Source organism: Streptomyces sp. NBC_01244 (assembly GCF_035987325.1).
Lineage (GTDB): Bacteria > Actinomycetota > Actinomycetes > Streptomycetales > Streptomycetaceae > Streptomyces.
On record NZ_CP108488.1, the window covers coordinates 5,014,656 to 5,027,124 of the forward strand.

General features: G+C 73.4%; 11 protein-coding genes. All 11 read right to left on the reverse strand.

Annotation, left to right across the window (positions count from 1 at the left end; genetic code table 11):
- Positions 1-74: 74 nt before the first annotated feature.
- Positions 75-749, reverse strand: coding sequence for a flavodoxin family protein (locus tag OG247_RS22550; protein ID WP_327253938.1), 675 nt, complete (start codon positions 747-749; stop codon positions 75-77).
- The gene (locus tag OG247_RS22555) at positions 749-2,347 is read right to left on the reverse strand and encodes an FAD-dependent monooxygenase (RefSeq protein WP_327253939.1); all 1,599 of its coding nucleotides are present in this window, start codon (positions 2,345-2,347) and stop codon (positions 749-751) included. The genes OG247_RS22550 and OG247_RS22555 overlap by 1 nt, the downstream gene beginning before the upstream one ends.
- Positions 2,344-3,918: a class I adenylate-forming enzyme family protein gene (locus OG247_RS22560; RefSeq protein WP_327253940.1), complete on the reverse strand. Its 1,575-nt coding sequence runs from the start codon at positions 3,916-3,918 to the stop codon at positions 2,344-2,346. The genes OG247_RS22555 and OG247_RS22560 overlap by 4 nt, the downstream gene beginning before the upstream one ends.
- A gap of 62 nt (positions 3,919-3,980) precedes the next feature.
- The gene (locus OG247_RS22565) at positions 3,981-4,835 is read right to left on the reverse strand and encodes an arylamine N-acetyltransferase family protein (protein WP_327253941.1); all 855 of its coding nucleotides are present in this window, start codon (positions 4,833-4,835) and stop codon (positions 3,981-3,983) included.
- A gap of 104 nt (positions 4,836-4,939) precedes the next feature.
- Positions 4,940-6,211: an MFS transporter gene (locus OG247_RS22570; RefSeq protein ID WP_327253942.1), complete on the reverse strand. Its 1,272-nt coding sequence runs from the start codon at positions 6,209-6,211 to the stop codon at positions 4,940-4,942.
- A 136-nt stretch (positions 6,212-6,347) separates the two neighbouring features.
- Positions 6,348-7,787, reverse strand: a complete 1,440-nt coding sequence (locus OG247_RS22575; RefSeq protein ID WP_327253943.1) for an aldehyde dehydrogenase family protein — start codon at positions 7,785-7,787, stop codon at positions 6,348-6,350.
- A complete protein-coding gene (locus tag OG247_RS22580) occupies positions 7,787-8,815 on the reverse strand; it encodes a phenazine antibiotic biosynthesis protein (RefSeq protein WP_327257581.1) in 1,029 nt (342 codons plus the stop codon). Before OG247_RS22580 ends, OG247_RS22575 begins: the two co-directional genes overlap by 1 nt.
- A gap of 92 nt (positions 8,816-8,907) precedes the next feature.
- A complete protein-coding gene (locus OG247_RS22585; RefSeq protein WP_327253944.1) occupies positions 8,908-9,723 on the reverse strand; it encodes an arylamine N-acetyltransferase family protein in 816 nt (271 codons plus the stop codon).
- 26 nt (positions 9,724-9,749) lie between these two features.
- Positions 9,750-10,763 (reverse strand): 3-oxoacyl-ACP synthase III family protein, encoded by a 1,014-nt coding sequence (locus tag OG247_RS22590; protein WP_327253945.1) that lies wholly within the window; start codon positions 10,761-10,763, stop codon positions 9,750-9,752.
- A complete protein-coding gene (aroQ, locus tag OG247_RS22595; RefSeq protein ID WP_327253946.1) occupies positions 10,757-11,287 on the reverse strand; it encodes a type II 3-dehydroquinate dehydratase in 531 nt (176 codons plus the stop codon). The genes OG247_RS22590 and aroQ overlap by 7 nt, the downstream gene beginning before the upstream one ends.
- Positions 11,284-12,468, reverse strand: coding sequence for a chorismate synthase (gene aroC / locus OG247_RS22600; RefSeq protein WP_327257582.1), 1,185 nt, complete (start codon positions 12,466-12,468; stop codon positions 11,284-11,286). Before aroC ends, aroQ begins: the two co-directional genes overlap by 4 nt.
- Position 12,469 lies beyond the last annotated feature (1 nt).

Consider the following 12,469-nt stretch of genomic DNA (forward strand, 5'->3'; position numbering starts at 1 on the left):
GACGCGCGAACGGCCCCGGCCCCGCACCCCTTTCGGGGGCGGGGCCGGGGCCGTTCGCGGCGGTGGGGCGCCGGTCAGCGGCGGGCGCGGAGGAGGCCCGCCACCTGGGCCACGCGGCGGCCCAGGTGGCGGACCGTCTCCAGGTCCGCCTTGGTCACGCCCTCGTCGCCCGCGTCGGTGTTCGCCTGGGCGCCGGCGCCCAGGTTGATGCCGAGGCGGTTGAGGTCGTTCTCCGAGCCCGTGGAGGAGTTCCAGCCCGGCGGGATGTCCAGGTTGACCCAGTGCATTCCGTGCTGGGCCGCCAGGATGGAGAAGTACTGGAGGGTGTGGAGCTTGTCCCCGTTCATGGAGCCGGCCACCGTGAAGCCGGAGGCGGCCTTGTCCCGCCAGGCCTGGGCGGCCCAGCGCTTGGAGCTGGCCTCCGCGAAGGCGTGGAAGGCCGAGGAGGCGCTGCCCATGTAGGTGGGCGACCCGAACATGACTCCGTCGGCCTCGTCCAGCAGGGTCCACTGGCTGTCACTGATGGACAGCACGTCGACGAGGACCGCGCGGGCCCCCGCCTCGCCGGCGCCGTCGCGGGCGGCGGCCGCCAGGGCCGCCGTGTGGCCGCGCCCCGAGTGGTAGGCGACGACCACCAGCGGGGACTCGACGGCGGAGGTCCCGGTGGGGGCCTGGCCGGGGACCTGGCCGGGGACTTGGCCGGGGGTCCCGGTGGGGATCTCGCTGGGGGGAGTCATCGTCTCCGTCATCAGTGTGCTCCGGTCGGGATGAGGGTCGCGGTGAGTTCCGCCTCGAGGCGGTTGAGGTCCCGGTCGTGGCCGTGGGCCGCGATGTGCCCGTCGGGCCGGACCAGGTAGTACCCGGGACGCCAGCAGCCGGTGGCGCGCAGCGAGTTGCGCCGCCGCAGCCGCTCCACCCGGACCTGGGGCCAGCGGTCGAGGATGTGGCCGATCTCGGCGCTCCAGTCGGAGCCGCCGCTGGAGGGCGGCAGCACCGCCAGGGTCCAGCCCTGCGGGTCGGCGGCGGGGCCCGAGATGCGGTGCGCGAGGGCCAGCCGGCGCGGGAAGACGGCGCCGACCTTGAGGCCGCCGGGCAGCTTCTCGTGCAGACCGCAGCCGGCCTTGCGCGAGGGCCGCTGGGTGGCGCGGACGATGTCGTAGGCGAGCCTGCGGCCCGCCATGACGGGGGCGTAGAAGTGCGAGACCAGCCCGGTGCGGTCCAGGACCCGGAAGGCGGCGTCGCGGGCCCGGACCTGGACCCGGCCGTTGAACATCCAGGCGCGCGTCTGGAAGTCGGTGTCGCGCACGATCCGCTGGGTCGCGTCCGAGCGCTCGGGCCCGTAGGTGTCGAGCAGGGAGACGGGCGAGGCGCCGTGGATGACCGCGGCCAGCTTCCAGGCCAGGTTGTGGGCGTCCTGGAGGCCGCTGTTCATGCCCTGGCCGCCGGCCGGGCTGTGCACGTGCGCGGCGTCGCCCATCAGGAAGATGCGGCCGCGCTGGAAGTCGCTGGCGTGCCGGGCGTGGACGCGGAAGACCGTCTCCCACACCGGCTCGGTGATCTTGATGCCGCGCGGGCCGCGGTCGTAGATGACCTGCTGCATCATCTTGACGTTCACGCGCTCGCCGCCGGGCGGCATCACCGACAGGAAGCGGTAGACGCCGTCCGGCTGCGGGACGATCACCAGGGTGCCGTTGGGGTTCTGGAAGTACAGCACCTGGTCGGTGGGGAGGGTGCCCTCGATGCGGGCGTCGACGAGGGCGAACTCCATCTCGTACGTGCTGCCGGTGAAGGCCGAGCCCAGCTCGCCGCGGACCTTGCTGCCCGCGCCGTCGGCGCCGATCAGGAAGGGCACCCGGGTGCGCTCGATGAGGCCGTCGCCGTGCTCGAGGACGGCGGTGACCCCGTCGGTGGCGTTGACGTCGCCGGAGTGGTCGACCTTCTCGATGTCGAGCAGCCGCACCCCGCGCTCGACCTTGCCGCCGAGCGCGTGCAGCCGCTCGGTGAGCACCCGCTCGGTCTCGGGCTGCGGCAGGTGCCGCGGCGCCAGGTCCTCCTGGAAGTCGAAGGTGGCCAGGTGCCGGCGCTCGGAGAAGTAGCTGAGGGCGTTGATCTGGACGGAGGCCTCCCGGATGGCGGGGCCGGCCCCCATGTCCTCCAGGATGTCCAGGGCGCGCGGCCACAGGGCCAGCGCCTTGGGCACGCCCAGCGGAACCGTCGTCAAGTCGATGATCCGGACCCCGACCCCCCGGCGCAGCAGCTCGATGGCCGCGGTCAGGCCGGTGGGGCCGGCGCCGACGATCAGGACGTCGTAGTCCGTGCCGCCCGTGCTCTGGATGTGCTCGGTCACGACGCTGCCTCCAGCTGTTCGCGCAGGATCGACGCCAGCTTGATGCGCTGGACCTTCATGGTGGCCGTGCGCGGTAGTTCGGCGAGCGGGATCTGGATGGGATCGGCCATCTTCGGCAGGTCGGCGACGGCCCGCTTCCAGCGCGCGAGGTCCAGCGGCTCGCCCTGGCGGGTGCAGACCACCGGCAGGGCCTCCTGGTTGGGGCCGGGTACGAGCACCAGCTCGGCCAGCTCCTCCAGGCGCTGGAGCACGGCGTCCTCGACCTCCAGGGTGGAGTGGATGCCGGGGATCACGTCGACCTCGCGGTCGAGCAGGTGCAGGCAGCCCACCTTGGTGCTGAAGCCGACGTCGCCGCCGCGCCACCACTTGCCGAAGGCCTGCTTGTCGAAGCGCTCCTTCTCCCCGTAGTAGCCGATGGCCCGGCCGGGGGTGCTGACCTCGATGTATCCGGGGTTCTCGCGGGAGGGCTTGAGGCCGTTGCGGGGCACCAGGCGGTACTTGGTGATCCCGGGCATCGGGTAGCCGAGGCAGCGGCCGTCGGCCTTGTGGGCGTTCTTGCGCGTGTAGTGGCGGCCGGTGAGGGGGCCGCACTCGCTCTGCCCGTAGATCTGGAAGAAGACCGGGTTGGTGCGCTGCGAGGCCTTCAGCAGGCGGTCCATGGTGCCCGGGTGGATCGCGTCGAAGGTGCTGCTGAAACAGGCGACGTTGGAGAAGGGGCGGCGCGGGTCGTCGACCAGCTCCTCCCACTCCATGAAGGAGTTGGGGTGGGTCTCCACGAACGCCGGGCGGATCCGCCCGAAGAGCTCGGCGATCTTCTCGTTGCCGGTGTCGTTGACGACGGCCACGTGGAGGCCGCGCTGGAGCAGTACGGCCATGCCCAGGTACATCCGGGAGTGCACGTACGAGAGGTGGATGGCGGCGGTGTCGCCCGTCTTGAGGAGCTTGCCGAGGCGGCGCTGCGGACGGTAGCGGCCGAAGAGGCTGCGGTGCGAGTGGACGACCAGCTTGGGCAGGCCGGTGGTGCCCGAGGTGTGCGTCATCAGGGCCGGCTGGTCCGGGGCGAGCAGCACGGGCTCGCGGCGCGGCGAACCGGCCAGGTCCTGGAGGGAGACGACCCCGTCGCGGGCGGCGGAGACCGACAGCACGGCGTGGGTGACGGACACCAGGTCGGCGCCGGCGAGCGGACCGTCGAGCTTGGTGTCGTCCGTCAGCAGGTACGGCCGGTCGAGGCGGGCCAGCAGGGCGGCGGTGCTCTCGCCGTCCAGGGCGGGGGAGAGCATCACCGGGACGGCGCCGATGCGGGCGCTCGCGCTGGCCAGGATGTAGATGTCGAAGTTGTTGTTCTTGTAGATCGCGACCTGGTCGCTCGCGCGCACACCCGCCGCGTACAGACGGGCGGCCATGTCGTCGATGTGGTCGGCCAGTTCGCCGACCGTCAGATACCCCGAGACGTCCGGCAGTACGTCCAGGCTGTGGTCCAGCATGATCGTCGTGCTGGGGCGGGCGGCGGCGGCCTGCTCGGGAACGGTCCCTATGTAGAGCCCGTTTGTTCGGGCGGGGTTCCGCAGCATCAGGTCTCTCCTCGGCGGGATTGCGGGGAAGGCGGGGAAGGCGGGGGCGGGTGCACGGGGCCTCAGTGGACCAGGACGCTCTCGCGCAGGACGCGCTCGTCCTCGTGCGAGAGCGTGATGCGGAAGGTGTCGCGCAGGTGCGTGATCGCCTCGTCGGTGGTCAGCTCGCGCTGGTGCTTGAACCCGTCGGCGTAGTCGGCGAAGAGCGTGCGGTGGCGCAGGGTGTGCCGGACGGTGTCGTCACCGCGCTGGGCGACCAGCTTGCCGATGAACGGCGAGGCCGGGTTCGTGGAGGTGTACACGTTCGACACCTCGAAGTCGATCCAGTGGTGCTGCTCCTCGCGCAGGCTGTACACGTCGAACCAGCCGTCGTGGTGCAGGCACCGCAGCACCCACTCCTCGCTCTCGCCCTCGCCCTCGCGGTCCAGCTTCCAGGTCCAGTCGCCGACCGTGACCTCGGCGCCGTCCTCGAAGGGGATGGGCTCCAGCGGGCCCTCGTCGCCGAAGCCGACGTCGGCGAGGTAGCGGCGGCCTTCGGCCTCGACGATCACGACCGCGTGCGAGCGGTAGCGGATCGCGTCGCTGCCGCGGCGGACGCGCGCCAGGTGGCGGGTGGACTTGAAGCCGACCTGGTCGAGCGCGGCCGCGAAGAGCAGGTTGTTCTCCAGGCAGCAGCCACCGCGGCCGGAGTCGACGATCTTCTTCTGCAGGCTCGGGAGGTCGAGCGAGATGCGGTGTCCGACGGCCAGGTCGACGATCTCCCAGGAGACGGCGTCGACGTGGGCGCGGTGCAGCCGGCGCAGGGTCTCGAAGTCGGCGGTGGCCTGACCTTCGAAGCCGATGCGGGCCAGGTACGCGTCGAGCACCAGGGCGTCGGAGTTCCAGTCAGCGGCGGGCGGCGGCGGCAGGGCGTTCATCAGAGTGACCTTTCGTCTCGGGGTGTCTCGGGATGTCTCGGGATGTCTCGGGGCGTGCGGATCGTGCGTGGTGCGGTGGTGCGGTGGTGCGGTGGGGCTGTGGTTCAGCGGGCCTCGGCGGGGACGGACGCCACCCCCGGGACCTCGGAGCGGCCCTTGTCCGCGGCGGCGGCGCGGTTCGACGCCCGTCCGGCCAGCACGACGAGGCCGATGGCGGCGGCGAAGGCCAGGCCGATCCACAGCACCAGGTGCGTGAAGACGTCGGTGGCCTGCGGGACCTGCGCGCCGATGCCGGCGCCGAGGTTGAGCAGGAAGCTGTAGACGGCGATGGCGGTGGCGCGGTCCGCGCCGGCCGCTCCGCCGACGGCCTGGACCAGGGCGGGTCCGGCGGTCGCGACGCCCACCATGGCGGCGAACAGGGCGATGCCCAGGACCAGGGTGTTGTCCCCGGCCAGTGCGGCGGCGCCCATGCCCAGGCCGGCCAGGGCCAGCGCTCCGGCGGCCCGCCGGGTCGGCGGGATGGCGGCCAGCTTCGGCGCCGCGAGGACGGCGACCAGCAGGGACGGCAGTGCGGAGGCGCGCAGCGCGAACATGGCGTCGGGGTCGCCGAGCGACTCCGGGCCGTACAGCTGGACGCCGGTGTAGACGGCGGTGACCCCGCCGAGCACGATGAGCGCGGTGACGAACAGCGGGATCAGCCGCCCGGAGCTGAGCACGTTGCCGAAGGCGAAGCCGCCCCCGGCCCGGCCGGCGTCGCGCGGCGCGTCCGGCAGCATCACCATGCGGGCGGCCACGGCGCCCGCGGCCAGCAGCGGGGCCGAGACCCAGAACACGGCGCCCCAGCCGAACAGCGACTCCAGCAGCTGGGCGCCGAGCTGGCCGGCGACCAGGGTGCCGCCGAGCGCGCAGGACACCACGGTCAGCGCGAGGGCGACCCGCTGGGCCGGCAGCCGCTCGCCGAAGTAGGCGTACACGACGGGGGCGAAGACGCCGGCGGCCAGGCCCTGCACGGCGCGCATGGCCAGTCCTCCGGTCTGCCCGCCGGCCAGCGGCACGGCCAGCGTGGCGAGGGACAGCGCGGCGAGGCTGGTCCAGATCGCGGTCCGGCGGCCGTAGTTCTCGGCGAGCGGGCCGCTGAGGAGCGAGCCGCAGGCGTAGGCGATGGCGAAGGCCGAGGTCGCCCAGGCGGCGGCGGACTGCTCCACGCCCCATGCCGTGGCGATCTCCGGCATGAGCGGGATGGTCACGTAGGCCTGGCTGCCGAGGATGAGCCCGATGACGGCCATCACCGCGACGGTGGCACCGAAGGGAACCTGGTCCGTGGCGGCACGTCCGGGGTCTCCGGGTGATGCAGCGGGTTGCGGGATACCTGACATGGGGCGACTTCCTCCGTCGTGGGGACTGCGTAGTCGATAGGAATCCTGTGCGGGGCGGCGTGGGCCTGCCATCGGGCCCCGGGTACTCCGTCAGGTGCGCTCCGCGATCCATCAACTGCGACGGCGTCGCCGTCCGTCAGTCGCGCGCGGCGGTCTTGGTGCGCATCAGGAACTCGCTCAGAAAGCCGTCGTGCGGCACTCCGGGGCGGATCCAGTACGTGGGCCGGGACCCCGTGTACACGTTGGACACGGTCGGTTCCGCCAGCAGTTCGTCCACCAGCGGCCCGGTGTCGGCGTCCGGGCCGAGTACGGAGACCACCAGGCTGCCGCGCAGCGGCGCGATGCCCTGCGCCCGGCTCCAGGGCGCGACCCAGACACAGGGGAAGGGCATCTCCAGGCCGGTGCGGGGGTCGTCGGAGCGTTCCAGCTGGTGCACCGCCGGGCGCAGCACCGCGCTTCCGTCGCCGAGTTCCGAGACGATGCCGTCCCCGCCGAGCCAGGCCCGTGCCCCGGGCTCGGCGGCGCGGGTGAGCAGGTACGCCTCCAGGGCGCGGGCGTGCCCGGCCGGCTGCACCGGGAGCACCGCCTTCGGGTCCTCGGGCGGCAGGTCCGCCGACGCCGCGAGCCGCTCGGCGAGCGCCCGCGACAGTGGGCCGGGATCACCCTCGACCAGCACGGTGGTGGCGTTGATGCAGGCCACCCCGCCCTGGTGGGCGACCGAGTCGACGATCACGTCCAGGTGATCGCGCCAGTCCTGGCCCGCGGTCACCAGGATCTTCGAGCGTCCGGGGCCCTGTGGCAGGACCCGGGATCCGCCGTACTTGGCGACGACCTCGTCGCCGCCGTAGACGAGTCCGAGGTCGGCCTCGTCCAGCACCGTGTCGGCCACCTCGTGCCCGGTGGGCAGGAGCGCCACCTGATCCGGCCCGAAGCCGGCCGCGCGCAGCGCCGCGACCAGCCGGTACGGGGTGAACGGCTCGCGCCGGGAGGGCCGTACGGCGACCCGGTAGCCCAGCGCCAGCGCTTCCAGCCACAGCGAGTGCGGGCCGGGGTGGTTGCCCGCCGCGTGCACGGCGAAGACCGAGCCGCGCCGGGTCCAGACGGCGCTGCCCCGCCGGGTGCGCGGATCGCGCCAGGAGTCGGCGGCGCCGGCCGGGCGGGCCTGGTCCAGGATGTACGCCGCCTGCTCGGCGGCTTCGGTGACGGCGGCCGCGGCGGCCCGTACGACACCGAGCGGGACCCCGGAGACGCGGGCGGTGATCCGCTCGTGGGCGGCGGGGTCCAGGCCGCCGATGGTGTCCTCGGCGAAGATCCGGCCGGCCCGGGCGAGCAGCGCGAACCGCTCCGCGGCGGGCGGCGGGGAGGCGGCCCGCAGGGCTGCCATGGTGCGCCGCACGTACAGCCGGGGCACCAGGCCGAGGGTGGCGGCGGGGCGGCCGGCGACATCGGTGAGCGTGATCCGGTTGCGGGCGCGGAAGGTCCCCGAGGGCCCGAGGGCGTCCAGGGCGGGCAGCGTGTCCAGGGTGTCCGGCACGGGCGGCGCGGGCGGCGCGGGCGGCTCTTCGGGGGCGGCCATCAGTAGACCCCTTCGATCACGGTCTCGTTGTCGAACTCCCTGACCGGCGCGATGTCCGCGACCGAGTCCCCGGTCTGCTCCGCGCCGTGCGGGGGCCGGATCCGGGTGGCGTGGTCCCGCTCCAGGTTGTTCGGCATGAGCAGGCTCCGGCTCACGTGGTGCATGACCACCTGGCCGCGCTCCCCGTACGCGACGGGCCGCCGGGTCTCGGGGTCGACCACCGACAGCGTCATGTAGGGCGAGTACGGGTCGTACACGCACGGGTCGTCGTGTCCGAGCCCCGGCCGCTCGCCGGCGTTGCCGAGGATCATCGTGCTGCCGTACCCGCTGTAGAGGACGGTGTCCGGGAAGACCTCCGTGCGGTACAGGTACCGGCTGTCGGCGTCCATCTGGGTGCCCACCCAGTTGATCGCCCGCACCTTCTCGTTGACCAGCTCCGCCAGCTCCGTGTCGGCCGCGATCCGCTCCAGCACGGGCGGGGTGCACATGAGCACCCCGATGTCCTGGCTGCGCAGCACGTACCGCACCTGGTCCAGGATGTGCTCGGCGTACGCCCCGGCCCCGGCGGTGTCGCCGCGTGCGATGAGCTTCTTCACCCAGCGCGGGTCGAGGTCCACACCGAAGGTGAGGCCGCCCCGGTGGGCGGTCTGCCGTTTGATGATGTCGCCGACCATGTGGGGGCCCGAGGGCACCACCGAGAGCCAGTTCACCCCCTGCGGGACCCCGTGCGCGTCGAGTTGGGCGCTGCTCCATTCGACGAGGCGGTCCAGCCAGTCCCGCAGCAGCACGATCCGCTTCGGGGCGCCGGTGGTGCCACCGCTCTCGTACACGCCCACGACGTCGGGGCGTTCGCCGTAGCCGCGCGGGATCAGGTCCTCGGCGCGTACGTCGCGCAGCTCGCCGGCGTAGTTGGGGAAGCGGGTGAGGTCGGCGAAGGTGCGGATGTCGGTCAGCGGGTCGAAATCCAGGTCCCGGACCCGGTCCAGCCAGAACGGAGAGCCGGTCTCGGGGGAGAAGTGCCAGCGCATGGCGGAGCGCAGGAACTCCTCGGGGTCTTCCGTGGGGAACACGGTGCTCCTGAGGGGTGGGGAGAGCGGGGAGGGATGGGGGAGGGCGCCGGTCAGGACGCGCCCAGCCGGACCGCGCCGGCCGCGTCCACGTCGAGGTCCGGCGGGATCTCGTCGAGCTCGATGCCGAAGTGCTCGCGGTAGGTCTCGATCACCTGGGAGTCGTCGTCGAGGCGCTCGGAGAACCGGTCGGCCCCCACCTGGCGCAGCAGGGTGCGGCCGATCAGGGTGACCCGGCCGTCCTCGGTCGGCAGGGAACACAACTGGCTCTGCAGGAACGGCGATTCCGCGCTGGTGCGGTACCACCACAGGGTGGCCCGCAGGTCCTCGACGGCGATCGGGCGGGGCTCCACGCGGTACTGCGCATGGGTGTTCATGAAGAGCTCGTGGCCGCCGTCGGGCAGCGGCGCGAGCCGGTAGACCCCGTGCGGGTCCCGCTGGTCGGCGCGGGTGTCGAGGGACAGCGGGTGGCGGCTGTTGCGGCCGAAGCCGACGTCGACGAGCCAGTCCCCTTCCGCGGTGCGCACGCGCAGCACCACGTGGCCGAGCGGGACGCCGAGCACCCCGTCGATCCAGACCCGGGCCGGCAGCAGCTCCACGTCGAAGCCGAGGGCCCGCAGCAGGTGGGCGAAGGAGGGGTTGACCTCGTAGCAGCCGCCGCCGCGGCGTTCGTAGACGATCTTGTGGACGATGGTGTGGTCGAGGCGGATCGGCTTGCCCGCGTAGTAGTGCAGGTTCTCGAACGGCACGCTCAGCACGTGCCGTTCCTGGAGGTCGCGCAGGGCGGCGGCATCCGGCCGGACCGGGTGCGCGGCCCCGATGCGGGCCAGGTAGGCGTCCACCAGCTCCGGATCGAGCGTCTCGGACATACGGGGCCTTCCTCCGCCGGTCCGGTTCACCAGCGCAGCAGGGTGAGCCCCATGGTCATGCCGCCGCCGAACGCGGCGAGCAGCACGAGGTCACCGGCGGCGAGGGCACCGGACCTGGCGGTCAGATCGAGGGTGAGTGGGACGGAGGCGGCCCCCGTGTTCCCGTACGCGGCGAAGGAGCCCCGGGTACGGTCGGCGGGGATGCCGAGGCCGGCGGCGAGCTCTTCGAGCATCCGGCCGTTGCCCTGGTGGGGGACGAAGTGCGCGAGGTCGGCGGGCCGCACCCCGCAGTCGGCGAGGAACCGGGCCACGGCGGGCACCACCTCGGCCGCGACGAAGTCCCGTACCCCGCGCCCGTTCATCGTGAACCGGTGCTCGCCGCGGGCCAGGGTCTGCGCCGAGGACGGCAGCCGGCTGCCGCCCGCGGCGACCCCGACGAGTTCCCGCTCGGCGCCGAAGGAGGCCAGCCGCGAGGCGATCAGGCCCCGCCCGGATTCCGGCCGCACGGGGCCGAGCACCACCGCGCCCGCGCCGTCGCCGAAGAGCACGACGGTGCGCCGGTCGGCGGGGTCCAGGATGCGGGAGTAGACGTCGGCGCCGATGACGAGGGCGTGGCCGGCGCCGCCGGAGGTCCGCAGCAGTCCTTCGGCGGTGGCCAGGGCGAACGCGAAGCCGCTGCACACCGCGTTGACGTCGAAGGCGGCGGTGCCGTGGCCGATGCCCAGCTCGTCGGCGACGAAGCAGGCGGTCGCGGGCTGCGGGCTGTCGGGGGTGGAGGTGCCCAGCACGATCAGCGAGAGGTCGCGGGCGCGCAGCCCGGCGTCCTGGAGCGCGGCCCGGGCGGCCTGGACGGCCAGGTCTCCGGTGGCCTCGTCGGGTTTGGCCCAACGCCGCTGCCGGATGGCCGTCTTGGCGTGGATCCAGGCGTCGTCGACACCGGCCTCCGCGCCCGCCTCGTCGTTGGTGACGATGCGGGACGGGGTGGCCGATCCGGTGCCCAGGATGCCGATCCGGCGGGCCGCTGCCCTCGTGGTCAGCACGGGCCGTGCACCTCCCGGGCCACGGCGTGCAGCGCGAGCCGGTAGGAGCCGGCGCCGAGGCCCGAGATCGTCCCGCTCGCCACCGGGGAGATCACCGAGCGGTGGCGGAACTCCTCGCGGGCGTACGGGTTGGAGAGGTGGACCTCGATGAGCGGCGCGGTCCGCTGGGCGGCGGCGTCGCGCAGGGCGTACGAGTAGTGGGTGAAGGCGGCGGGGTTGAGGACGACGGGGATCTCGCCGTCGGCGGCCTCGTGCAGCCAGCGCACCAGGTCGGCCTCGGCGTCGCTCTGGCGGACCTCGACGTCCAGGCCCAGTTCCCGGCCGGTCCGGCGGCAGCTCTCGGCCAGCTCCTCATGGCTTCCGGCGCCGTAGATGCCGGGCTCGCGGCGGCCCAGCCGGCCCAGATTGGGCCCGTTGATCACCAGGACGGGAACCGGGGCAACCGGGGCGGCGGGGACGGCCGGGACGACGGGATCGGCTGGGGAACCGGCGGAACCGGTGGAACCGGCGGAACCGGCGGTCATCGGATGCGCAGGTGGTCGAGGTAGGACCGGACGTTGCGCCGCGTCTCGGGGACGGAGTCGCCGCCGAACTTCTCCAGCAGAGCGTCCGCGAGCACCAGGGCCACCATGGCCTCCGCGACGATCCCGGCGGCCGGGACGGCGCACACGTCGGAGCGCTGGTGGTGGGCGACCGTCGCCTCGCCCGTCGCCACGTCGACGGTCGCCAGCGCGCGCGGCACGGTCGCGATGGGCTTCATCGCGGCCCGTACCCGCAGCAGTTCACCGGTGGTCAGCCCGCCCTCGGTGCCGCCGGAGCGGCCCGAGGTGCGCTTGAGACCGCCGTCGGTGGAGACGATCTCGTCGTGCGCCTTCGACCCGGGCACCCGGGCGAGCTCGAAGCCGTCGCCGACCTCCACGCCCTTGATGGCCTGGATGCCCATCAGCGCGGCCGCCAGACGCGCGTCCAGGCGCCGGTCCCAGTGGACGTGCGAGCCGAGCCCGACGGGCACGCCGTACGCCAGCACCTCGACGACGCCGCCCAGGGTGTCGCCGTCCTTGTGGGCCTGGTCGATCTCCGCGACCATCGCCTTGCTCGCGTCCGCGTCCAGGCAGCGCACCGGATCCTCGTCCAGCCGGTCCACGTCGGCCGGCGTCGGGTACACCCCGTACGGGGCCTTCGCGGCGTTCAGTTCCACCACGTGCGAGACGATCTCGATGCCCGCGGCCTCCTTGAGGAAGGACCGGGCGATCGCGCCGAGCGCGACCCGGGCGGCGGTCTCCCGGGCGCTGGCGCGCTCCAGGATCGGCCGGGCCTCGTCGAAGCCGTACTTCTGCATCCCGGCGAGGTCGGCGTGACCGGGCCGCGGCCGGGTCAGCGGTGCGTTGCGGCCCGTCTCCTTCAGCTCCGAGGGGTCCACGGGATCGGCCGACATGACCTTCTCCCACTTGGGCCACTCGCTGTTGCCGACCATGACGGCGACCGGGGAGCCCAGCGAACTGCCGTGCCGGACGCCACCGAGGAAGGTGATCTCGTCCTGCTCGAACTTCATCCGCGCCCCGCGGCCGTAGCCGAGCCGGCGCCGCGCCAGGTGCTCCGCGACCAGGGCGGTGGTGACGGGAACGCCGGCCGGCAGCCCCTCCAGGGTGGCGACCAGCGCGGGCCCGTGGGACTCGCCGGCGGTCAGCCAGCGCAACCTGCTCAGC